Here is a 23,613-nt window from a genome sequence, read left to right on the forward strand (position 1 = left end):
ACCGCAAGAAGGGCGTTACGCTCGGCCCGACATGCGCCTGCGCCCCGCCTCGATCCTCGCCCCGATCCTCGCCCCGATCCTCGCCCTGACCCCGATCCTGGCCGCCGCGTCGCTCGTGTGCGTCGGACCCGCCCGTGCGGCGCCGGCAGACCAACCCGTCGCCCTGCCGCTGTTCGGCAAGACGATCACCTTCCGCGTGCCCCCCGCCTATACCGCGCAGCCGGCCCAGCTTGCACGCGGCCAGTTCCTGCTCGAATTCCTGCGCGATGGCGAAACCTTCGCCACCTGGCGCACGCTGCTGACGGTGCGCGGCTTTCAGGGCTTCGGCGGCATCGCCAAGGCCACGCCCGATCTCGCCCGCGCCATTTTCGAACCGCGCGCGTGCCCCAGCGGCGCGATCTTCGAAGCCGCCCCGCCCGAACAGACCGCCGGCGGCATGGAGCTGACCTACATCGCCATCGGCTGCGCCGACACGCCCGCCAGCGCCTATGCCCAGGCGCAGGCCGGCTCGGGAGAGATCGACGTGATCGCGCTCTATCGCGATGCCGAAAACCTCTATTCGGTGCAGTATGCCGTGCGCGGCCCGTCCTTCCGCGGTGACAAGCCCCCGCTGTCGCTGGCCGATGCCCGGGCAACCCTCGCCTGCACCTTCGGCCCTGTCGCCATCATCCCCACACCAGCCGCCAGATGAGCGGCATGGAACACACCCCCTTGCGCCGGCTCGGCCTCATCGGCGGGATGAGCTGGGAAAGCACCGCGCACTATTACCGTCTGATCAACGCCCACGTGCGCGATGCGCGCGGGCCCACCAGTTCGGCCGACATCGTGCTCCACTCGCTCGATTTCGCCCCCATCGCGCAGGCCCAGCGCGAAGGCCGCTGGGATGATCTCGGCCGCCAGCTCGCCGCTTCGGCGCGGCTGCTGGCCGATGCCGGGGCGCAGGCGCTGGTGCTGTGCACCAACACCATGCACCTGCTCGCCCCGGCGATCGAGGCGGCAACGTCCGTTCCCCTGCTCCATATCGCCGACCCGACGGCACAGGCGGTAGTCGCGGCTGGCATCACCCGCATCGCGCTGCTCGGCACGGCTTTCACCATGGAGCAGGATTTCTACACCGGCCGCCTGCGCGATCGGCACGGGCTCGATGTCCTCGTCCCAGATGCTGAAGACCGAGCGCTCGTCCACCGCGTCATCTACGACGAACTCGTGGCCGGGGTGATCTCGCCCGCCTCGCGCGAAGCCTACCGCGCGGTCATCGCCCGCCTTGTGGCGCGCGGCGCGCAGGGACTGATCCTGGGCTGCACCGAAATCATGCTGCTGATCGACCAGAGCGATAGCGCGGTGCCCCTGTTCGATACCACCGCGCTCCACGCACAAGCCGCCGCCGCAGTGGCGCTGGGCTCCGATAAATAACGGACGCGTCAGTTATTTATCGGCGTGCGCGTCAATTTGCACTGTCCTACGCCGCACCTTTCTGGCAACAGCCTGGCCCATGAAAACTCGCGGAACACCGTTGCTTTGGCTCTTCCCGAACCCGCTCGCCCGACCGACGGAGTTCTCGTCCAGGACACTGTCAACTTCGTCAACTTGGACCGGCGGGCAGATTTTCTCCAGGACCGTGTCAACCCCGTCAACCCCCTCCTGCTGCGGAGCCCCGTCATGACCGGCCTCACCCATCTCGACCCCGACGGCAATGCCCGCATGGTGGACGTCGGCGGGAAGGCCGAGACCCGGCGCCTCGCCATCGCCGGTGGTCATATCCGCATGAGCCGGGAAGCGCTCGCCGCGATCCGTGACGGCGAAGTGCCGAAGGGCGATGTCCTCGCCGCCGCACGCATCGCCGGGATCATGGCCGCGAAGAAGACCGGCGAACTGATCCCCCTGTGCCACCCGCTCGCGCTCGATGCAGTCACGGTCGATTTCGTGCTGACCGAAACCGGCGTCTCGGTCACCGCCAGCGCCTCGCTCACCGCGCGCACGGGGGTGGAAATGGAAGCGCTCGTCGCTGCCTCGGTCGCGCTGCTGACGATCTACGACATGGCCAAGGCGCTCGACAAGGGCATGGTCGTCGAACAGGTCCGCCTGCTGGAAAAGCGCGGCGGCAAGTCTGGCGATTGGAAGGCGGCAGACGTGCCGGACCGCACCGCATGAACGCAGGCGCCGAACCGTCCGTCCGCACCCCGCCGCTGCCGCTGCGCACCGCGCAGGAACGGCTGGTATCGCTGGCACCCGATCTCGCCATCGAACATCGCGCCGTGGCCGATTGCACCGGCTTCTACCTCGCCCACCCGATCACGGCGCACCGCACCCAGCCCGATGCGCCGCTCTCGGCGATGGATGGATACGCCATGCGCGCCGCCGATCTGCCCGGTCCCTGGCGGGTCATCGGCGAAAGCGCGGCCGGCCATCCCTTTGGCGGCACCGTCGCCGCCGGGCAGGCCGTGCGGATCAGCACCGGCGCCGTCCTGCCCGATGGCGCGGACATGGTCCTGCTGCAGGAAGATGCGGCGCGCGCTGGCGATAGCGTCACGCTCATCGGCACGCCGCCTTCGCCCGCCGGGCGCCACATCCGCCCCGCCGGCATGGACTTCGTCGCCGATGCGCAGCTGCTCGCCCCCGGCACCCGCATTGGCCCTGCGCAGATCGCACTCGCCATGGCCGGCGGTCATCAGCACCTGCCCGTCCGCCGCCCGCTCCACCTCGCCATCATCGACAGCGGCGATGAACTTGTCGGTCCCGGCAAGCCGCTTGCGGCCCACCAGATCCCCGCCAGCAACGGCCCGATGCTCGCCGCCATGGCCGCCGGACTTCCGGTACAGGTCACGCGCATCGGCCCGGTGGCCGACCGGATCGACGATATCGTCGCGGCGCTCGAACAGGCCGGCGGGGCCGACATCATTGTCACCAGCGGCGGCGCCTCGGTCGGCGATCACGATCTCGTGCGCCCCGCGCTCGCCGCGGCGGGCGTCACGCTCGATTTCTGGCGGGTCGCGATCAAGCCCGGCAAGCCGCTGCTCGTCGGCCGGCGCGATCATGGCGCCGGTCCCGAATTCGCCAGTCCACAGATCGTGCTCGGCCTGCCGGGAAACCCGGCTTCGGCCTTCGTCACCGGCTTCCTGTTCATGCTGCCGCTGCTGCGCGCCGCGCTCGGCGCCGCAGAGGCGCTGCCGCGGACGATACCGGCGCGCCTTGCCGCCGATCTGCCCGCCGGGGGCAGCCGCACCGAATTCCTGCGCGCCCGCTTCGAAGGGGGCGCGGTCGCGTTCGATCCGCTGCAGGATTCGGGCGCGATCACCCCGCTTGCCCGCTCCAATGCCCTGGTCGTGCGCGAAGCGCGCGCGCCAGCGCTGCCTGCCGGAAGCGAAGTGCCGGTCTATCTGCTCGAAACTGGCGGAATTGCTTGACGGGTTTGGTGGAGTTGCTTATTCGTTCCGCATTCGTTCGCCAGTGATGAGAACAAGGGGCGAAGGAAACGGCAATAGGGAGCAAGCGTGATGTTGACGCGCAAGCAGCATGAGCTGCTGACCTTCATCCAGAACCGCCTCGAGGACTCCGGCATTTCTCCCTCTTTTGAAGAGATGAAGGAAGCGCTCGACCTCAAGTCCAAGTCCGGGGTCCACCGCCTGATCTCCGCGCTGGAAGAACGCGGCTTCATCCGTCGCCTGCCCAACCGCGCCCGCGCGCTCGAAGTGCTGCGCATGGCGGACGGCAATGCGGTGAAGGGCGCTGCCCCCGCTTCCCCAGCACCGCTCGCCGCCAACGCGAACACCGCCAATGCGAACACGGGGGTGCCGCCGCTGCGCGCTCCGGCCCGTGCGCCCGAACCCGCCAACGACGTGATCGAACTGCCGCTCCACGGCCGCATCGCCGCCGGCGCCCCGATAGAGGCGCTGGAAGGCACCTCGACGCTTCCCGTCCCTGCCGCGCTGCTCGGCGCAGGGGAACATTACGCGCTCGAGGTGTCCGGGGATTCGATGGTCGAGGCCGGCATTCTCGATGGCGATTACGCCCTCGTGCGCCGCACCGAAGTCGCCCGCGACGGGGAAATCGTCGTCGCGCTCATCCGGGGCGAGGAAGCCACGCTCAAGACGCTGCGCCACGAAAAGGGCATGGTGCGCCTCGATCCGGCCAACGCCGCCTACGATCCGCAGTATTACGCTCCCCACGAAGTGCAGATCCAGGGCAAGCTCGCCGGCCTTCTGCGCCGCTATCACTGAGGCGGCGACGGCGGACGGGGCCGTGATGCCAAGGCGCCGGGGGCAGGCCAGCGGTACCAGCCGTGATGCCCCTGCGTTTCGGCCACGGTGCGCACCCGGCCGCTGCCAAGCTCGATGGCAAGACCGCCCGTCTGGCGCAGCAGTCCCCGGTCGGCTTTCAGCAGGCGGGGCTTGCAGGCGTCGGGCAGGCGGCGATCGGCGATCACGATATCCGCCGCCGCGCAAGCCTCGACCAGCGGCGCCCACGGCGTCAGGTCCCTTCCCCGGCTCATCAGCAGCACGAAGCGGCGGGGCCGGCCCGACACCTGACGAACGGTCGCCAGACGGCAGAAATCGGCGTTGCATTCCGCCCCCGGCGCCTCCTCGATGGAGGCCGAAAGGTCCTTGATTCCGGCAGCTTCCATCAGCGTGTCACGGGCAAAGTCGCTCCGCCCTTCGCGCAGCAGCAGCAGCCCGCCGCCCGGATCCGCAGCCGTGATGCCGACCTGCCGCCCATCGCCCGAAACCAGCACGTCGGGCGTCGGCGCGGTCAGCACCAGCACGGTGGCCAGCGCGATGGGCGCGAAGCCCCACAGCCGCACCCGCCCGCTCCACAGCGCCAGCCACAGCAGGCCGGCGATGAACAGGCCGAACGTGATGCGGTCCATCCCCGGCAGCATCGTCACCGCGCCCGGCTGCGCGGCGGTTTCGTGGGCCATCCACAGCAGCAGGTCGAGCGACTTGCCGACGAGATACCATACCGGCGCGCCCCACCCCGCCAGATCGAGCAGCAGCGCCAGCGCCAGCAGCGGCATCGTGGCAAAGGTGGTCAGCGGGATCGCCACGACATTGACCAGCGCGCCGTAGAGCCCGGCGCGGTGGAAGTGGAACACCGCGATCGGCATCAGCGCCAGTTCGATCACCACGCCGGTGACGAGCAGCATGGCAAGGTGGCGGCCCGTCCGCACGAACCAGCCCTCGTCGCGAGGGGACAGGAAGCGGCGCGCAGGGGCGGAATTGTGGAACGCGATGATGGCGATGACCGAGGCGAAGCTCATCTGGAAGCTGGGACCCCATACCGCTTCGGGCCAGAACAGCAGGACGGCGAAGGCCGCGACGGCAACCATCCGCAGCGACAGCGGATCGCGGCCCAGCGCCATGGCGACAAGCACCAGCAGCGCACCGACGCAGCTGCGCACCGTCGGCACTTCCGCACCGGTCAGCAGGGTGTATCCGATCCCCGCGAGCGCCCCCGCAGCCGCCGCCACGAGCGGCAGCCGGACGCGCAGCGCGATGGCGGGAATGAGCGCCAGCAGCGCCATGACAAGGGCATAGACCCCCGCGATCACCGCGCTGACATGCAGGCCGCTGATCGACAGGAGGTGGGTGAGCCCGGCATCGCGCATCGCGTCTTCGTCGTCTTGCGCGATCGCACCCCGATCACCGCTGGCGAAGGCGGCGGCGATAGTGCCGGGCGAACCGCCGAGCTGGCTGCGCACATGGCGCGACAGGGCCCTGCGCACTTCGCCGAGCGAGCCATCGCCGTGGCCGGGATCCAGCACCTCGACCGGGCCCAGCGCGCGGCCGGTGGCGGCAAGGCCCTGGAACCAGGCGGCGCGGGCGAAGTCGTAGCTGCCGGGCAGCATTGGCGGTGCAGGCGGCATGAGCCGGGCGTCGAGCCGCACGGTGGCGCCTTCGGCCATGCCCGGCCGGTCCTGCTCCACCGGTACGTTCACGCGCACCCGCTGCGGCGCCGGGGGCATATCCTGCGCATCGCGGCCGCCCGGCGAACGCGGCAGCAGGCGGGCGGCGAGGACGAGCCGGATCGCATCCTTGGCCCCCTGATCCTCACGCGAAAGCACGCGCCCTTCGATCGTCACCACCATCGGCCGGGCGATGGGCGGCGCGCCGACGAAGGTCGACTTGGCCCATACCAGCCCCAGACCGCCGACGAGCATCACCAGCAGGCCGACAATTGCTGCCCGCAAGTGCGAAAGATCGCCCTGCGCATCGAGCAGCGACGCGCCCGCCCCCGCCGCAGCGCACAGGGCCAGAAACGCCAGCCACTGCTGCGGACCCGGCAGGACAAGCCATGTAGCGATTCCAACGCCAAAGCCCACGACCAGCCACGATCCGCGTTCGAGCGGACGGCTGGCGAGGAATTCGTCCATGGTGCGCTGCACACTGGACAAGCGGCGCAGATTGCCCCAAGGCCGCGGCGAAGATGTCGCGAGCCAGTCTTGCGGATCTGCCGCGGACGAGTCTTCGGCTCGCGTCGCCATGTTGACACTGGAAGGATCGCGTTCCGCAAATGGCAAGCGCCACTGATACCGTTTCTGCAGGATCGGCTCTTGCCGGCGGTGGTGACCGCACCGGCGTCGTTACCCGTTTCGCCCCTTCCCCGACCGGCTACCTCCATATCGGCGGGGCGCGCACCGCGCTGTTCAACTGGCTGTTCGCGCGCCACCACGGCGGCAAGTACCTGCTGCGGATCGAGGATACCGACCGCGCCCGTTCCACCGATGCGGCGATCGAGGCGATCTTCGACGGGCTGGAATGGCTGGGCCTTGGCGGCGACGAGCCGGCGGTGTTCCAGTTCGCCCGGTCGGAGCGTCACGCGGAAGTGGCCCACAAGCTCCTGGAAGCGGGCCACGCCTATCGCTGCTACCTGACGCAGGAAGAACTGGCCGCCATGCGCGAGAAGGCGCAGGCCGAAAAGCGCCCGTTCCGCATCGCCAGCCCGTGGCGCGACGCCGAACCGGCGAGCTGGCCGGCGGACAAGCCCTATGTCGTGCGCATCAAGGCGCCGCGCGAGGGCGAGACGGTGATCGAGGATCTGGTCCAGGGCACGATCACGGTCCAGAACGTCGAGATCGACGACTACGTGATCCTGCGCAGCGATGGCACACCGACTTACATGCTGGCGGTGGTAGTCGACGATCACGACATGGGGGTGACCCACGTGATCCGCGGCGACGACCACATCAACAATGCCTTCCGCCAGATCGTGCTGATCCGCGCGATGGACGCGATCGAAGGCAGCTGGCCGGACCCGGCCTATGCCCACATCCCGCTGATCCATGGCGCGGATGGCGCCAAGCTGTCAAAGCGCCACGGCGCGCTGGGCGTGGATGCCTATCGCGACGAGATGGGCCTGCTGCCCGAAGCGGTGCTGAACTATCTGATGCGCCTTGGCTGGGGCCACGGCGACGAGGAGATCATCAGCACGACGCAGGCGATCGAATGGTTCGACATCGGCAACGTGAACAAGGGCGCATCGCGCTTCGACTTCAAGAAGCTGCTGAACCTGAACGGCCACTACATCCGCGAAGCCGACGACGCGCGGCTGGCGGCGCTGGTGGCCGAGCGACTGCCGGCGCTTTCGCCCACGTTCGATGCGAGTCCCGATCTGGGGGGGCGCGACCTGGACCTGTTGACCAGGGCGATGCCGGTGCTGAAGGTTCGCGCCGCCGATCTCAACGAACTGGCGCGCGGCAGCGTTTTCCTGTTCGCGCAGCGCCCGCTGTCCATCGATGAAAAGGCGAGCGGCCTGCTGACCGACGATGCCCGCGCATTGCTGGGCAAGATCGCCGACCGGATCGCCGGCGAGGCCGAGTGGACCAACGAGGCGCTGGAGGCATCGCTCAAGGCGATGGCCGAGGACCTCGGACTTGGGCTAGGCAAGCTCGCTCAGCCCTTGCGCGCAAGCTTGACCGGGACGACTACCTCACCCGGAATTTTCGACGTACTGACGCTGCTTGGACGGGACGAGTCGCTGGCTCGCATCCGTGACCAGGCCGCGTGACCCAACGGATGCGACTGAACAACCGCACGGACAAACAGACAATTAGGAGGGCATAGCGTGAGCGAGAACCAGGCTACTTTGACCGCCGACGGCAAGACCATCGACATGCCGGTGAAGAGCGGCACGATCGGCCCGGACGTCATCGACATCCGCAAGCTCTATGGCGCGACGGGCATGTTTACCTATGACCCGGGCTTCACCTCGACCGCCAGCTGCGATTCCGCGCTGACCTACATCGACGGTGACGAAGGTGTGCTGCTGCACCGCGGCTACCCCATCGGCCAGCTGGCCGAGCACAGCTCGTTCATGGAAGTGAGCTATCTGCTGCTGAACGGAGAGCTTCCCAACCAGGGCGAGCTGGACGAATTCACCCGCACCATTTCGCGCCACACCATGGTGCACGAACAGCTTTCGAGCTTCTACAGCGGCTTTCGTCGCGATGCGCACCCGATGGCGGTGATGTGCGGCGTGGTCGGCGCGCTTTCGGCGTTCTATCACGACAGCACCGACATTTCCGATCCGGTGCACCGCAAGATCAGCTCGCACCGCCTGATCGCCAAGATCCCGACGATTGCGGCGATGGCCTACAAGTATTCGGTCGGCCAGCCCTTCCTCTATCCGGACAACAAGCTGTCCTACACGGGCAACTTCCTGCGCATGACCTTCGGCGTTCCCGCCGAGGAATACGAGGTGATCCCGGAAGTCGAAAAGGCGATGGACCGGATCTTCATCCTCCATGCCGACCACGAACAGAACGCCTCGACCTCGACCGTGCGGCTTGCCGGCTCGTCGGGCGCCAATCCGTTCGCGTGCATGGCCGCGGGCATCGCCTGCCTGTGGGGCCCGGCGCATGGCGGCGCGAACGAAGCCGCGCTCAACATGCTCAAGGAAATCGGCACGCCCGACAAGATCCCGCACTACATCGAGCGCGCCAAGGACAAGAACGATCCGTTCCGCCTGATGGGCTTCGGTCACCGCGTCTACAAGAACTACGACCCGCGCGCGACCGTGATGCAGAAGACCGTGCGCGAAGTGTTCGACGCGCTGAAGGTCAACGATCCGCTGTTCGAAACCGCGCTGCGCCTTGAAGAGATCGCGCTGAACGATCCCTACTTCATCGAGAAGAAGCTGTTCCCGAACGTCGACTTCTATTCGGGCATCATCCTGTCCGCGATCGGTTTCCCGACCACGATGTTCACCGTGCTGTTCGCCCTCGCCCGCACCGTGGGCTGGGTTGCACAGTGGAACGAAATGATCAGCGATCCCGGCCAGAAGATCGGTCGTCCGCGTCAGCTGTATACCGGCCCGACGGCGCGCGACTACGTGCCGATCTCGCAGCGCTGAGCAGCGCAGGGCAATGACGCCATGACGACGGGTTTCCGGACATGAAACTTCTGTTCCGGATCGTCGGCATGGCGGCCCTGATGATCGGCTTGCTCTGGATCGGCCAGGGCACGGGCCTCGTGACCTGGCCTGCATCCTTCATGGTGGCGCAAAAGCAGTGGGCGCTTTGGGGCCTGCTGCTTGCCGCGCTTGGCGTCGTGCTGTTGCTGCGCGTGGCGCGGCGGCGCTGATCGCCGCAGCAATCCTTATCGAGTGAGCGAACGCTCGTCGTTCTGGAACGCGGCCTCTTCGGCGAGGTCCGCGGGCAGCGTGAGGATGAAGCAGGCACCCTGCCCCGGCGTCGGCGCCACCTGAAGGTCACCGCCCATCGCCTTGGCCAGGCGGCGGGAGATGTAGAGGCCAAGGCCGCTGCCGCCATCGCCGCTGCGACCGAGCCGCTCGAACTTGTCGAATACGCGGATCGCCTGGGCTTCGGTCAGCCCTTCGCCCTGATCGGCAACCGAGATCCACGCCGTGCGCCCTTCGACGCCGACCCCGAGACGCACCTTCGAGCCGGCCGGCGTATACCGCAGCGCGTTCGTCAGCAGGTTGAGCAGCACCTGCAGGACGCGGCGGAACTCGCCGATGGCCGGCGCGCTTTCGTCGGCGGCCGGGCAATCCACCTCGATCCCCGATTCCTTGGCCCGGACCGAGAGGATGCCGACGGCGCGGCGCGCGCAATCGGCAAGGTCGATGCGATCGGGCGCTGGGCTGAAATCGGCGGATTCGACCGCTTCGAGATCGGCCAGATCCTCGATCAGCCCCATCAGGTGGCGGCCCGCCTCGGCAATGTCGGTGGCGTAGGAAGCGTATTCCTCGGCCAGGGGACCCGCGAGCCGCGTGCGGATCGTTTCGGCGTTGGCGATGATGCGGGTGATCGGCTGGCGCAACGCCGGGGCAAGGTCGCGGCCCAGCAGCGTGTTCCACGCCGGGTGCGTCGTCACCGTGTCGGGCAGTTCGTGCGGCAGGCGCTCGATCGATTCGGGAATGACCAGCAGTTCGAACCCGCCGCCGACCTGCGGCAGGATGCGCGCGTGCCAGCGGCGCATCGAACCGGGCGCGGTGAACTTGGCATCATCGAGCAGGCGCCAGTGGAGCGGCTGTTTTTGCCCGGCGCGATCGAGCCGGATGAAGTCGGTCCAGAACCGGCCGATGCCGTCCTGCAGGGCAAGCGAGAGGTCCTGCAGATCGCTGGCGCGCAAATGGGCGGCGAGGACGCGCTGTTCGGCATCGAGCAGGATTTCGCCCTCGGACAGCTGGCGCAGCAGGTCCTCGTCAGGGGTCAATTCCGCTACGGGCTGTACGTCGCCGGTAGGGCGCCACTGGCTCGCCTCGATATAGGTGAGATCGGCGGTCGGGCGGACCGAGACCCAGGCGGAAATCGAGCGGCCTTCATCCACCGCGACGATCATGCGCGACAGCGGCAAGCGCGCGCGGCGGGCCTTGCGCACCAGCGCGAGCAGCGCGGGGATGGCGATCAACCCGGGCATCCGTCCGCCGCAGCGCAGCTGCAGCCCGGCAAGCGGTTCGTCCGCTTCGACCAGCCAGTTCGCCGCATCGGATCGTGCCCGGATCGGGCCCGGCATGGTCATCCGTCGTTGGCCGCCTCAGCCAGGATCGCGGCAGCGCGATCGGGGTGGAGCCCGCCGAGCCCTTCGGGCAGGCCAATGTCGGGATGGAGCGCCATGAACTGCGCAGCGGTGACTTCGGCGCCGACGCCGCAGGCACCGAGCGCCAGGGCAAGCCGCGAGAGCTGGGTCTCGGTCGTGGCCATGATCGCCATCTCGCGCGAGAGGTGTGCGCCCGAGGCGAGCGCCGAGAGGAAGATCGCCACGCCCGCATTCTCGATCGACAGCGCGCGCGCGGCTTCCTCGGCGGGCAACGCGGCAATCACCTGGTCGATCAGGGCAAGGCGGGTGCGATCGGCATCGAGCCGCTGGCGCACGCGCTGGGCGGCAAGCGCGACAGCGCGCTGCGCATCGCCTTCGCCACCGGCCACGGCGCCAAGCGCGCGGATCGCGGCGGCAAAGAGCTGTTCGGGCAGCTCACCCGCCGACAGCTGCATGCGGCGCTGCGCCTGGCCGAAACGGGCTTGCGCGGCAAGCAGGCTCATCGCCGTGGCAGAAGCGGTGCCATCGGCAGAGGCGATGCAGGCCTGCAGCAGCGGCGGCAGCACCGGATCGAGCGCGAGCCGGGCGTGAAGCCGCTCGGTCAGCTGCCATTCGAGCGCGAGGCCGTGGAAATGCGTGAGCAGCGAAGGATCGGCCATGAGCCGCGTGGCGAGCTCGTCTGCCCCGGTCTGCGCCCACTCCTGCGGATCGCCCTGCCCTGCGGCTTCCGCCAGCGCCACAACCAGCTGGCGCGAGACATCCTGGAACATGCCGCGCACCCGCGCGACGATCTCGTCGCTGAAGATCGAGTTGTCGTCGCTGCGCAAAAGGTGCGCCAGGATCGGGCCGTGGCTGGCGATGACTCGATCTGCCGCGACGAGCTCGTCACGCAGCAAGGCCTCGATTGCCCGAGGTGCGCCGTCAGAGGGTGCGGGTAATGCCATGCGACGCTCTTAGGCGCTGCTGGTTAATGGCGGGTTAGGTGCTTGTCTATCGCCGGACGCTCCGGTGCGGACCTTCCGCAACCAGAGCAGGCTGGACAGGAGAAGCGCGACGATCAGGCCCGCCAGCACGACGTCGAAGGAAGCGAACATGGCCACCACCGCCAGGCCAAGGCCAAGCGCGAGCCGGTCGCCCAGCCAGTCGACCGCGCGCGAAGGCGGCGCTGCGAGCACCAGCAGCCGCAGCAGCAGGATCAGCACGACCGGAGCGAACCAGCGCAGCAGCGACATGGCCCCCGCATCCATCGGCAGTCCGCTGCGCCAGGCACAAAGCGCCACCAGCGTCGCATCGAGGGCGATCGCGATCGGCCCGTCGAGCGCCAGGCGCCCGGGCGATGCCAGCAGGGCATTGCGTTCGACTTGCACCAGCAACTGGCCGATCTTCGATACGCCGGCGGCCAGACCGGTGATGCACAGCGCCCCGGCGATCCAGCCGAACCGCCCCGCGCCGAGCGCCAGAAGCAGCAGGACCAGGGCCGCAAGCTGCAGCAGCGGCGGCCGGGTTCCGGCGTGGAGCAGCGAGGGCCCGGCATGGCGCAGGGCAATGCGCGCGAGCACGGTCGCCGGCGCATCGGATGAATCGCGCGCGGCATTGTGGGCGAGCCAGCGCCGCTCCACCACCTGGGCCTCCGCCTCTGTCCGGACGAGTTGCCAGCGCCCTTCGGCGAGCGACGCACCCGGCAGATCGCGCATCGGCTGGCGTGCCTGCACGGCGAGCCGGAGCAGGGCCGAAACCGGGTTCCATTCGGAAGGCAAATCGCCAAGGCCGGCAACGATGCGCCCTGGCAGGCGCATCATCCCGGCAAAGGCGTGGTTGATGTCGATCCGTTCGAATCCGGCGACGATGCCCGCCTCGACCGGAAGGGTGACGATGCCGGGCGCCTTTTCGACCAGTTCGAGCGCTTCGACCGGAAGCGCGAGCAGGCCGTCGGCAATGACTAGCAATTCGTCTTCGGGCGAGACCAGCGGAACGATCGCGCGGGTGTTGGCGACGACGTGAAACCGTGCGCCCTGCTGTTCGGCAACGTGTTGCAATTCAACGAGATCGCCGGTCAGGTTCTCGCTCAGTGCCACGATCCGCTTGCACCCGAACGCCAGCGCAAGCGCGAGCTGGTGGCGCAGGACCGTGCGGCCACCGACGAGCAGTCCCCCGCGCAGGGTCTGCGGTTCGCCGGGCACGGAATCGAGCGACGATAGTAAAGCGACGCGCAAGCGGTGGGTTCTCCTGGGGGCGGCGCATCGTAGGGCCGAGTAACGTGACTGCCAAGCGGCACGCATGATCATTGGCGTGCAAGCCCAAAGGCATCCACTTTCCCCCGACATTGCGACGAGATCGGGGCCATCCGGGTCAAGCCGGGTTTCGGGATCGGCGCGAGCCATGATATGACGTCGCCATGACTGGGGGATCGCGGATCATTCCGATTGACGGCGGCGGTGCGGATGCGCCGGGCGCAGGAGCCACGCGCATCGAGCCGGAGGCGCACGACGCCGTGCCGGCCACGCTCGACACCACGCTGGACGACGTTTTCGACGAAGCGGGCGAGGACGGCGAACCCGCCCTTCCCGCCCCCCGTGCGCCGTGGATTGCCGCCGTTGCCGTGGCCGGCTGGACCGCGTTCTTCGTGTGGGCGAATTTGCCCGCTTTCCAATCGGGCGTGACCCCGGCGCAAGGCGCGCAGCTGACGACGAGCTGGGCAACGCCGGTGGTACTGGCGCTGCTGGGCCTGTTGCTGGTGCTGCGCGGATCGCGGCGCGAAACCAGCCGCTTCAACGACGCGGCACGGCAGCTCTCGCTCGAATCGGAGCGGCTCGAAGCCCGCCTTTCTTCGGTGAACACCGAGCTTTCGCTGGCCCGCGAATTCATCGCCGCGCAGAGCCGCGATCTTGAGTCGCTGGGCCGAATCGCCGTGGACCGGCTTTCGGGCTCGGCTGATCGGTTGCAGGACCTGATCACCGGAAACGGCGCGCAAGTGGACCGAATCGGTGAAGTGTCGAGCTTTGCCCTTGCCAACATGGAAAAGCTGCGCGGGCAGCTGCCGGTCATAGCCAATTCGGCGAAGGACCTGACCAACAACATCGGCAACGCCGGCCGCGCCGCGCATGTCCAGATCGAGGATCTGGTCGGCGGATTCCAGCGGCTCAACGAATTCGGCGTCGCAAGCGAACGGCAGGTGGCGCAGATCCGCGAACGCGTCGACGCCGCGCTGGCCGGGTTCAGCGACGCCGCCGAGCGCATGGCCTCGCTCGCCGCCCAGCGCTTCGACGCGCTCGACCGCGACAGCGCCATCCGCCGCGCCGCGCTCGAGGCGAGCGAGGAATCCGCGCTCACCGCGATTGGCCGGCGCATCGCCGCGCTGGCAAATGAAACCGAACGGCTCGACGCCGAGATCGGGCGCCGCCGTGCACTGCTCGATGCCGAGTTTGCCGAACAGCGCGAGGCGGTGGAGCGCCGCCTTGCCGAGCTCGACCAGCAGATCGGCGAGCGGCGCGCGATGATTTCCGCGGCCAGTGCCGAAGCCACCGAGGCGCTGGCCGAAACGCTGGCGCGGCTCGACACTGCGGTCGACGCGCAGCGCGCCAAGCAGCGCGAAGAGGCGCGCCAGCTTTCGCTCCACTGCGATACTGTGGCCGAGCGCGTGGCGGGCTTTTCCGCCACCTTGCGCGCCTCTGGCGAACAGGGCGCGGCGACCGCGGCAACGGTCGACAAGGCGATGGAGATGCTCAACAACCGCCTTGCCAACATGCGCGAGGCGCTTTCGGGCACCGACCTGCAGATCGGCGAACTGACCGAATCCGCCGTGCGTCTGCTCGAACTGATCCGCGCCGGTGGCGATCATACCCGCACCCAGATCCCCGAAGCGCTGCGCAGCACCGAAGCCGGGCTCAACAAGATCGAGGACCGCGTCGTGGCGCTGCGCGACACGCTGCGCGAAGCGGGCGACACGGGCCGCGTGCTGTCCGAAACCATTGTCGGCACGCGTGGCAACGTCGCATCGATCACCAGCGAGATCGCCGATCTGCAGCAGGCCTTTGCCAGCCGTGCGAGCGAGCAGGAGGCGCGCCTTGCCGCGCTGCGCACGACGATGGCCAGCGCCAAGGCCGACAGCGAAGCACTTTCGGGCGAGATCGAGGAACGCCTTTCGACCGCGATCGCGCAGTTGAGCGATGCCGCGATTCACACCGGTGAAGCATTGCGCGATGGCGCCGGTGCCGAAGTTTCTGCCCTGGCCGCAAGGCTCGGCCAGGAAAGCCAGGCGGCGATCGTGAAGGTCTTGCAGGGTCGCGGGGCGGAGCTTGTGGCCCGGCTCGAGGAAGCGATCGACACGGCCGCTTCGGCCAGCCGCGACACCGCGCTGCAGATGACCGAGCAACTGGCCAAGGTCGGCGAACTGGCCACAGCAATGGAAGACCGCGTGGCACGGGCGCGCGAGCGGGCCGAGGAACAGGTCGACAACGACTTCGCCCGCCGGGCCGCGCTGATCACCGAATCGCTCAATTCGACCGCGATCGACATCACCAAGGCGCTGTCGGCCGATGTGTCCGAAACCGCGTGGGCATCCTACCTGCGGGGCGACCGGGGCATCTTCACCCGGCGGGCCGTCTCGCTGCTCGAAGCAGCCGAGGCGCGCACGGTGCAGCAGCACTACGAAGGCGATCCCGAATTCCGCGAGCACGTGAACCGCTTCATCCACGACTTCGAGGCGATGCTGCGCCAGCTGCTTTCGACGCGCGACGGCAACGCGCTGGGCGTGACGCTGCTTTCGTCCGACATGGGCAAGCTCTACGTCGCGCTGGCGCAGGGGATCGAGCGGCTGCGGGCCTAAGGTCGCGGGCTTACAGGCGCTTCCACATCAGCGCTTCGTCGGCGTAGCCGTCTTCGCGGCAGACCGAATCCGGCTCGATCGCATAGAGCTCGAAGCCATGGCGTTCGTAGAGCCGACGCGCGCGCAGGTTGTCGGCCATCAGCGTCAGTTGCAGCTGGCGTAAGTCCATGTCGCGGGCGGCCTGCTCCAGGGCATCGAGGATGCGCGCCGCAGCGCCCGTGCCCCGCGCGGCAGGCACGGCGTACATGCCCCAGATCAGCCCCTTGTGATCGAGCTTCACGCCGGGGAAGCGGGTCAGGCCTCCAACGGCTAGCCAATCGCCATCGGCTTCGAGCGCGACGACATGATCGCGCGCCAGGCGATCGCGCCAGGCCTGTAGCCCGAGCGCGGCATCATCGACGCTTGCCCCGCGAAAGTTCTGCGCATCGCCATCGAGAGCGAGGCGGCGCATGGCGAGAAAGCGTTCGGCGTCGTCAGCGGTGAGGCGAATGATCTCCATGCCCTGGACCTTAGCGGCGCAAGCCGGGTCCGTCGCGCTCAATGGAAATCGCGTGATTTGGGGATGATCCGCACGTTGCGCGGATGGGTCCGGTGATAGCCGCATTCGCGATTGCCCGGAGGCGCGACGAAAGGCTCCTCGGGCGGCATGGCCATGGAAGGAGCCGCGCGCACATGACTGGGCAACGGGTTGTTGACATGGTCGGCACGGGCCAGCGGCGGGGCCAACGTGGCTTCGGACAGGGCATTGAGCGAGGCGCTGGCATCGGTCAGGTGGGCGGCGATCACGTGGATCACCTCGTCATCGTATTCGACGCGGCCGCGCACTTCCATCAGCCGCGCGCCCATCACCACCTTGCGCTGCTTTTCCTTGAGATCGGGCCAGACGACGATGTTGACCACGCCGGTTTCGTCCTCGAGCGTGATGAAGCACACTCCCTTGGCAGAGCCGGGCTGCTGGCGGATCAGCACCACGCCCGCGACATGGACCATGGCGCGGAACTTGCGCTGGCGCAGATCGCAAGCGCGCACGAAACCGCGATCGGCAAGGCTGGCGCGCAGGAAGGCCATCGGATGCGCCTTCAGCGACAAGCGCTGGGTCTGGTAATCGGCGACGACTTCCTCGGACAGCGGCATCGTCGGCAGGCGGGTGATGCTGCGCTCCACGCCCTGGTCGCGCGCGGCCGCAGCGGCGAACAGCGGCAGGTCTGGCGCCGCGATCAGGCTGCGCGCATCCCACAGGGCCTGGCGCCGCGACAGGCCGAGCGAGCCCAGCGCGTCGGCGGCGGCAAGGCGCTCGATGATCGCCGGCGACAGCCCCGCCCGTTCCTTGAGCGCGGCGGCATCGGCGAAGGCCCCGCCTTCAGCCCGCGCGGACACCAGCGCAGCGGCAGCGTGTTCGGCAAGACCATCGATCTGACGCAGGCCGAGCCGCAGGGCGACGACGCCGGGGCGCTTTTCCTCCAGCGTGCAGTCCCAGTCGGAATGATTGACGTCGATCGGACGCACCTCGACACCGTGCTGGGCGGCATCGCGGACGATCTGCGCCGGGGCGTAAAAGCCCATCGGCTGCGAATTGAGCAGCGCGCAGGCGAAGGCGGCGGGGTAATGGCACTTGAGCCATGACGATACGTAGACGAGGTGCGCGAAGCTTGCCGCGTGGCTTTCGGGAAAGCCGTATTCGCCAAAGCCCTTGATCTGGTCGAAGCAGCGCGCGGCGAAGTCGGGATCGTAGCCGCGTTCGATCATCCGGCCGACCATCATGTCCTGCAGTTCGTCGACCATGCCGCGACTGCGGAAGGTGGCCATCGCCTTGCGCAGGCGATTGGCTTCTAGGCTGTTGAACTTCGCCGCATCGAGCGCAATCTTCATCGCCTGCTCCTGGAAGATCGGCACGCCGTATGTCCGCCCGAGGATCGAGGTCAGTTCATCGGGTGGGCCATGGCTGGGATGGGGTGCGGGGATCGTCACCGCCTCGTCCCCGCGCCGCCGCTTGAGATAGGGGTGAACCATGTCGCCCTGGATCGGCCCGGGCCGGACGATCGCCACCTGCACGACAAGGTCGTAGAATTCGCGGGGGCGCAGGCGGGGCAGCATGTTCATCTGCGCGCGGCTCTCAACCTGGAAGACGCCCAGCGAATCCCCCTTGCACAGCATGTCGTAGACCGCCGGATCCTCGCGCGGGACGCTGGCGAGCGTCAGGTCCTGCCCGTGGTGCGCGCGCAGCAGGTCGAGGCACTTGGCAATGCAGGTGAGCATGCCGAGCGCCAGCACATCCACCTTGAGGATGCCCAATGCGTCGATGTCGTCCTTGTCCCATTCGATGAAGCTGCGTTCGGGCATGGCCCCGTTGCCGATCGGGACGGTTTCGGTAAGTGGCCCGTGGGTGAGGATGAAGCCGCCGACGTGCTGGGAAAGATGTCTCGGCATTCCGATCATCTGCTGCGTCAACTTCAGAACACGCTTCAAGTGTGGATCGGTCAGGTCGAGCCCGGTTTCGGCAACGTGCCTTTCGGCAATCTCGGTACCCCACCCGCCCCAGACGGTGCGCGCCAGGGCGGCGGTGACGTCTTCGGTCAGGCCCATCGCCTTGCCCACCTCGCGCACGGCCATGCGCGGGCGATAGTGGATCACCGTGGCGCAGAGCCCGGCGCGCTGGCGGCCGTAGCGGCGGTAGATGTACTGGATCACCTCCTCGCGCCGTTCGTGTTCGAAATCGACGTCGATGTCGGGCGGCTCCTTGCGCTCCTCGGAGATGAAGCGATCGAACAGCAGCGCGTGTTTGGCGGGATCGACCGCGGTGATCTCGAGGCAGTAGCACACCGCCGAGTTCGCCGCAGAACCACGCCCCTGGCACAGGATTGGTGGATCGCAGCTGCGGGCGAAATCGACGATATCCTTGATCGTGAGGAAGTAGGTCGCGAGATTGAGCCTGCCGATCAGCGCGAGTTCGCGGCGCAGGGTTTCGGCGACGCTGTCGGGCACGCCGGTGGGATAGCGGACTGCGGCGCCAGCCCATGTCCGTTCTTCAAGCCATGTCTGAGGATCATGGCCTGAAGGACAGATTTCCTCGGGATATTCATAACGCAGCTCGCGCAAACTGAAGTGGCAGGCATCGGCCAGATCGCGCGCAGCGGCGATCGCATGGGGCCATCTGGCAAAGAGGCGAACCATCTCCTCGGGCGACTTGAGGTGCCGTTCGCCATTGGCTTTGAGCAGGTAGCCCGCGCGATCGACCGTGGTCTTGTGGCGGATCGCGGTCATCACGTCCTGCAGCGGCCGGCATTCGGGCGCATGGTAGAGCACGTCGTTGGTGGCGAGCAGCGCAAGGCCGTGCGCCCGAGCCAGCGCATCGAGCCGCTCGATCCGGGCCATGTCGTCGCCGCCATGGAAGTGACAGGCGGCAATGTGGCGCAATGTGGACAAGCTGTGGACAAGTCGGGGGACAAGATCGGCAAAGGTGGTGGACACCTGCTCTGCCAGCGGCACGCCATCGTGCAGGGCAACGACGTTGCCGGTCCCGCCATGCACGGAAAAGCGGCGGTCCAGATTGCGCGGCGGGACGAGCACGAGGTGGATGCCTTCGGCATGCGCGGCGAGCAGGGCGAGATCGATCTCGCATACGCCCTTGGCCTGCCATTCCCCATCGAGCGTTGCCATGCGCCCGGTCGAGATCAGGCGGCACAGGCGCCCGTAGGCGGCGCGGTCGGAGGGGTACGCCAGGAAGACGAGCCCCTCTGTCGTTTCGATCCGGCAACCGATCACCGGGCGCAGGCGCGCCGCCTCCGCCTCGGTATGGATGCGCACGACGCCGGCCATCGAATTGACGTCGGCCACGCCCAGTGCGTCGTAGCCCAGGGCGCGCGCCTGCATGACGAGATCGACCGGATCGGATGCTCCCCGCAGGAACGAAAAGCAGGTGACAAGGCCCAGTTCGACGAAAGGCGCGCGGGGCGGTGGGGCCTGGTTCTCTTCGGGATCGATCCGCCGCCGCTCGGGGGTCAGCGCACCTTCGGGCATCGCCTTGGACACACTGACGTCATGACGTCAGTTCCTTCAAACGCGCCGCAACCGCGCGCAAATCCTCGGCAAAGCGCTGCTCCTCACCGGCCCGGGCATCGTCCTGAAGCCGCAGCAGGTAGCTGGGGTGCGTGGTGAGCCACAGTTCAGTTCCGTCCTCGAGAACATGGGGGCGGCTGCGCTCCTTCTGCACGCTGACCGTGCGGCCCAGCAGCGAGCGCGCCGCACTGGCCCCGAGCGCAAGGATCAGGCGCGGGCGAACCAGCAGGCGCTCGCTTTCGACCCACCAGCGGCAGATGTCGATCTCCTTGGCGGTGGGCGACTGGTGCAGCCGCCGCTTGCCCCTTGGCACGAACTTGAAATGCTTGACCGCATTGGTGAGCCAGGCGTCGCCCAGATCGATCCCGGCCTGTTCGAGATGGGATCGCAGAACCTGCCCCGCCGGGCCCACGAAAGGCCGGCCCTGCTGTTCCTCGACATCGCCCGGCTGTTCGCCGACGATCATCAGCGGCGCGTGCGAAGGCCCCTCGCCTGCCACCGCATCCGTGCCGTTGCAGCCGATCGGGCATCGGCGACAGGCTTCGATGTCCTTCGCAATCTGCTTGAGGTTCACGGGGCGTTCCTGATCCTGGAACACCGGCTTGCCGCTTTCCACCATCGTCGCCTCGCGCGCCTGGGCCGTGGCGACAAGCTCAGGAATGAGCGCCGCTTCGGGCATGTTCTTCCAGTACTTGCGGGGCATCTCCTTGAGCATGGCCCCGATCTTCAAACGCGCGGGATTGAAGATCGACGCATAATAGCGCCGCCACAGGTCCTCGGTGGGATCGCCGGAGGGGGCATCGGTGCGTTCGGCCGGCGGCCCTTCCTGCAACGTCTCCCCATCCCAGTTAAGCGTGCCCTGCGGGGTGAGGATCGACCAGCGCATGGTGGTGAAGCGCCGGACGAAAAACCCGGCATTGGCGCGCAGGATATGATGTTCGGGTTCGAACCAGGCGACATAGCGTTCCGCGCCATCTTCTTCCTCGACAACGCGGAAACGCAGGAAGGCGCGCATCTTGTGGATATCGCGCCGCACCTGCCGGGCCAGCCTGTCAGCCTGACCCACATCGGCATCGGCGGCATCCTCCATCAGCCGGGGGCGCGACTGCAAACGCCAGAGCAGCCGGTAAAGCAGATCAAATCTTTTAGAATCCGAATGCAGGATGACGCTTTGGGCAATCTGCAGGAACTGCCGAGACACGCGTGGTTGCGGCGCTTCCGCAGGGGGCACGGGCAAGCGACGGTCCCCTTGCGCGAACAGGTCGCCACCCGCACTGCCCCCCGCTCCGTGGGGCGCTTCCCATACCACGCGGTCTGGCGGAACGTCGCACTGGACCAGACGCCGCGCCTGATCGCGCCAGCCATCAAAATCGTCGGGCGCTGCCAGCGTGACAAGCCAGGCGTGGGGCAGCCGCATGTCGCGAAACGGCTTCATGCCGCGAACAATTCGAGCTGCTCCGCCTTCTTCGGCGCGACGAGCGTGCGCAAGTCGGCCTTGTCGGTCAGGAGGACCGGGCGCCAGTCTTCAGCGACAAGGAACGGCCGCACCTTCGCAAGCGAGACCGTAAGCCGGGCAATGTCATCAAGCCGCAAGCGGCGCTGGCGGCGAGCGGCGAGGATCGCATTGACCGCCCGCACGCCAAGGCCTGGCACGCGCAGCAGCGCTTCGCGCGGGGCGCGATTGACATCGACAGGAAAGCGATCCCGAAACTTCAGAGCCCAGGCGAGCTTGGGATCGATATCGAGCGGAAGCATGCCGCCGGCATCGGTCGCCTGCTGCACTTCACCCGGGGCATAGCCGTAAAAGCGCATCAGCCAGTCGGACTGGTAAAGCCGGTGTTCGCGGATCAGCGGCGGGCGCTTGAGCGGCAAGACGGCGCTGGCGTCAGGGATCGGGCTGAACGCGGAATAGTAGACGCGGCGCAAGCTGAAACGATCGTAGAGCGTGCTGGCGCGGCCGACGATATCGGCATCGCTGGCCGCATCGGCGCCGACGATCATCTGGGTGGACTGCCCGGCAGGCGCGAACTTCGGAGCCGATCTGAACTTGCGGCGCGCATCCCGGGCTTCGACGATCGCGTCCTTGACCGTGCCCATCGCTCCTTCGATCTGACCGGCCGACTTGTCCGGCGCGAGGCGGGTGAGCCCGGCGACCGTCGGCAGTTCGACGTTGATCGACACGCGATCGGCATAGAGCCCCGCCCGGGCGACCAGTTCGGGATCGGCTTCGGGGATCGTCTTGAGGTGGATATATCCTCGAAAATCGTGTCCTTCCCGAAGGATGCGCGCGACTTCTATCAACTGCTCCATGGTGTGGCTGGAGCTCTTGACGATGCCCGAGGAGAGAAACAGCCCTTCGATGTAGTTGCGGCGATAGAACGCCAGCGTCAGGTCCACGACCTCTTGCGGGGTAAAGCGCGCGCGCCGCGTGTTCGAGCTCTTGCGATTGATGCAGTAGTGGCAATCGAACACGCAGTGGTTGGTCAGCAGGATCTTGAGCAACGAGATGCAGCGGCCATCGGGCGCATAGGCGTGGCAGATGCCCATGCCCTCGGTCGAGCCGATGCCCTTCCCGCCCTTGCTGTTGCGCTTGGCCGTGCCCGACGATGCACAGGAGGCATCGTACTTGGCGGCATCAGCCAGGATTTCGAGTCGTTCCATGACGGTTTGCTGGGCCATTCGTTCTCTATACGTTCCATTGTTGGATATGGCCAGAGGCAAGCCTCGTGCGCTGAGACAGCCCGTCGGGGAAATGCGAGTGCCTTGGCGCGAGGAACCGGGCAGAGCCCTGCGCGGTTGATCGGCGAGTGGACGGGACCCTTGGAGATTCAATGTCATGCCGATGATAGAAACGCGCGACGGGACTAGCCTCTACGTCAAGTCCTGGGGTGAGGGCGCGCCCGTCATCCTGATCCACGGCTGGCCTCTGTCGGGCGATTCCTGGGATCCGATCAGCCACACCCTGGCCGAGGCCGGATATCGCGCGATCGCCTATGATCGGCGCGGGTTCGGACGTTCCGACCAGCCATCGGGCGGTTATGACTATGACACGTTCGCTGACGATCTGGCTGACGTCATGGCCGCGACCGGGGCAAGCGACAACGTGACGCTGGTGGGCTTCTCGATGGGCGGCGGCGAGATCGCCCGCTACATGTCGCGCCACGGCGGACGCGGGGTTGCGCGGGTGGCGCTGGTGTCCTCGGTCGTGCCCTACATGCTCAAGACCCAAGACAATCCCGAAGGCGTGCCGCAATCGACCTTCGACCAGATGACCGATGGCATGCTGGAGGACCGGGCCAAGTTCATGGCCTCGTTCTTCAAGGATTTCTATGGCGTGGGCTGGATCAGCCAGCCGGTGAGCGACGAGGTTCTGCAGCTTTCGTGGGCGACCGCGATGATGGCAGGACTGCGCCCCACGCTCGCCGCGGCGAAGGCCTTTGCCACCACGGATTTCCGCCCTGACCTGCCATCCTTCACCGTTCCGACGCTGGTCATTCACGGCACTTCGGACAAGACCGTGCCGATCGAGGCAACGGGACGCGCGGTGGCGCGGGCGGTGCCCCACGCGACGCTGATCGAATACGATGGCGAACCGCACGGCGTTTTTGCGACGCAGGTCGAACGGCTCAAGGCCAATCTGCTCGACTTCCTTGCCGGACGCGATCCGGATGATCGCCAGGAAGTGCTGGATGCCATGACCGCAAGCGCGATGGTAACGCCGCCTGTGTGAGGGGCCGT

The 23,613-nt window shown here is 67.6% G+C and carries 18 protein-coding genes; 10 read left to right on the top strand and 8 right to left on the bottom strand.

What is annotated here, in order from left to right; genetic code table 11:
• Positions 1-31: 31 nt before the first annotated feature.
• The 5 genes from AACH40_RS09035 (at position 32) to lexA (ending at position 4,217) form a co-directional block, all read left to right on the top strand.
• Positions 32-691, top strand: a complete 660-nt coding sequence (locus tag AACH40_RS09035; RefSeq protein ID WP_338645787.1) for a hypothetical protein — start codon at positions 32-34, stop codon at positions 689-691.
• Positions 692-711: 20 nt separating this feature from the next.
• The gene (locus AACH40_RS09040; protein ID WP_422394903.1) at positions 712-1,413 is read left to right on the top strand and encodes an aspartate/glutamate racemase family protein; all 702 of its coding nucleotides are present in this window, start codon (positions 712-714) and stop codon (positions 1,411-1,413) included.
• 246 nt (positions 1,414-1,659) lie between these two features.
• Positions 1,660-2,151: a cyclic pyranopterin monophosphate synthase MoaC gene (gene moaC, locus AACH40_RS09045; RefSeq protein ID WP_338645791.1), complete on the top strand. Its 492-nt coding sequence runs from the start codon at positions 1,660-1,662 to the stop codon at positions 2,149-2,151.
• Positions 2,148-3,404: a molybdopterin molybdotransferase MoeA gene (locus tag AACH40_RS09050; RefSeq protein ID WP_338645793.1), complete on the top strand. Its 1,257-nt coding sequence runs from the start codon at positions 2,148-2,150 to the stop codon at positions 3,402-3,404. Before moaC ends, AACH40_RS09050 begins: the two co-directional genes overlap by 4 nt.
• Positions 3,405-3,494: 90 nt before the next feature.
• Positions 3,495-4,217 carry a transcriptional repressor LexA gene (gene lexA, locus AACH40_RS09055; protein ID WP_338645795.1) on the top strand — a complete coding sequence of 241 codons (723 nt, stop codon included), beginning with the start codon at positions 3,495-3,497 and terminating at the stop codon, positions 4,215-4,217.
• Here lexA and AACH40_RS09060 read toward each other — a convergent pair.
• A complete protein-coding gene (locus tag AACH40_RS09060) occupies positions 4,211-6,379 on the bottom strand; it encodes a ComEC/Rec2 family competence protein (protein WP_338646010.1) in 2,169 nt (722 codons plus the stop codon). The two genes, lexA and AACH40_RS09060, sit on opposite strands and share 7 nt — an antisense overlap.
• Positions 6,380-6,507: 128 nt before the next feature.
• On the opposite strand from AACH40_RS09060, the gene gltX reads away from it, so the two are divergent.
• The 3 genes from gltX (at position 6,508) to AACH40_RS09075 (ending at position 9,575) form a co-directional block, all read left to right on the top strand.
• Positions 6,508-8,001 (top strand): glutamate--tRNA ligase, encoded by a 1,494-nt coding sequence (gene gltX, locus AACH40_RS09065; protein WP_338645797.1) that lies wholly within the window; start codon positions 6,508-6,510, stop codon positions 7,999-8,001.
• A 105-nt stretch (positions 8,002-8,106) separates the two neighbouring features.
• Positions 8,107-9,345: a citrate synthase gene (gene gltA, locus AACH40_RS09070; RefSeq protein ID WP_240959721.1), complete on the top strand. Its 1,239-nt coding sequence runs from the start codon at positions 8,107-8,109 to the stop codon at positions 9,343-9,345.
• Between the two features lie 41 nt (positions 9,346-9,386).
• A complete protein-coding gene (locus AACH40_RS09075) occupies positions 9,387-9,575 on the top strand; it encodes a hypothetical protein (RefSeq protein WP_338645799.1) in 189 nt (62 codons plus the stop codon).
• 15 nt (positions 9,576-9,590) lie between these two features.
• On the opposite strand, the gene AACH40_RS09080 is transcribed toward AACH40_RS09075, so the two are convergent.
• From AACH40_RS09080 to AACH40_RS09090, 3 genes are read right to left on the bottom strand one after another with little or no spacing between them, the layout of a single operon-like run.
• Positions 9,591-10,976 (bottom strand): HAMP domain-containing sensor histidine kinase, encoded by a 1,386-nt coding sequence (locus AACH40_RS09080; RefSeq protein ID WP_338645801.1) that lies wholly within the window; start codon positions 10,974-10,976, stop codon positions 9,591-9,593.
• On the bottom strand, positions 10,973-11,938 hold the full coding sequence (locus AACH40_RS09085) for a hypothetical protein (protein ID WP_338645803.1): 966 nt from the start codon (positions 11,936-11,938) through the stop codon (positions 10,973-10,975). Before AACH40_RS09085 ends, AACH40_RS09080 begins: the two co-directional genes overlap by 4 nt.
• 9 nt (positions 11,939-11,947) lie before the next feature.
• Positions 11,948-13,207, bottom strand: coding sequence for a hypothetical protein (locus tag AACH40_RS09090; protein ID WP_338645805.1), 1,260 nt, complete (start codon positions 13,205-13,207; stop codon positions 11,948-11,950).
• 182 nt (positions 13,208-13,389) lie between these two features.
• On the opposite strand from AACH40_RS09090, the gene AACH40_RS09095 reads away from it, so the two are divergent.
• Positions 13,390-15,819 (top strand): hypothetical protein, encoded by a 2,430-nt coding sequence (locus AACH40_RS09095; RefSeq protein WP_338645807.1) that lies wholly within the window; start codon positions 13,390-13,392, stop codon positions 15,817-15,819.
• 10 nt (positions 15,820-15,829) lie between these two features.
• On the opposite strand, the gene AACH40_RS09100 is transcribed toward AACH40_RS09095, so the two are convergent.
• From AACH40_RS09100 to AACH40_RS09115, 4 genes are read right to left on the bottom strand one after another with little or no spacing between them, the layout of a single operon-like run.
• Positions 15,830-16,318 carry a GNAT family N-acetyltransferase gene (locus tag AACH40_RS09100; RefSeq protein WP_338645809.1) on the bottom strand — a complete coding sequence of 163 codons (489 nt, stop codon included), beginning with the start codon at positions 16,316-16,318 and terminating at the stop codon, positions 15,830-15,832.
• A gap of 38 nt (positions 16,319-16,356) precedes the next feature.
• Entirely contained in the window at positions 16,357-19,836 is a 3,480-nt protein-coding gene (locus tag AACH40_RS09105) for an error-prone DNA polymerase (RefSeq protein WP_338646014.1), read from the bottom strand.
• Positions 19,837-19,855: 19 nt separating this feature from the next.
• Positions 19,856-21,310 (bottom strand): UdgX family uracil-DNA binding protein, encoded by a 1,455-nt coding sequence (locus AACH40_RS09110; RefSeq protein WP_338645811.1) that lies wholly within the window; start codon positions 21,308-21,310, stop codon positions 19,856-19,858.
• Complete coding sequence (locus AACH40_RS09115) at positions 21,307-22,554, bottom strand: putative DNA modification/repair radical SAM protein (protein ID WP_338645813.1); 1,248 nt, start codon at positions 22,552-22,554, stop codon at positions 21,307-21,309. The genes AACH40_RS09110 and AACH40_RS09115 overlap by 4 nt, the downstream gene beginning before the upstream one ends.
• 157 nt (positions 22,555-22,711) lie before the next feature.
• Here AACH40_RS09115 and AACH40_RS09120 point away from each other — a divergent pair, with 157 nt between their 5' ends.
• Positions 22,712-23,605 carry an alpha/beta hydrolase gene (locus AACH40_RS09120; protein ID WP_338645815.1) on the top strand — a complete coding sequence of 298 codons (894 nt, stop codon included), beginning with the start codon at positions 22,712-22,714 and terminating at the stop codon, positions 23,603-23,605.
• Positions 23,606-23,613: the final 8 nt, after the last annotated feature.

This window comes from Novosphingobium olei, assembly GCF_037076535.1.
Taxonomy (GTDB): domain Bacteria; phylum Pseudomonadota; class Alphaproteobacteria; order Sphingomonadales; family Sphingomonadaceae; genus Novosphingobium; species Novosphingobium olei.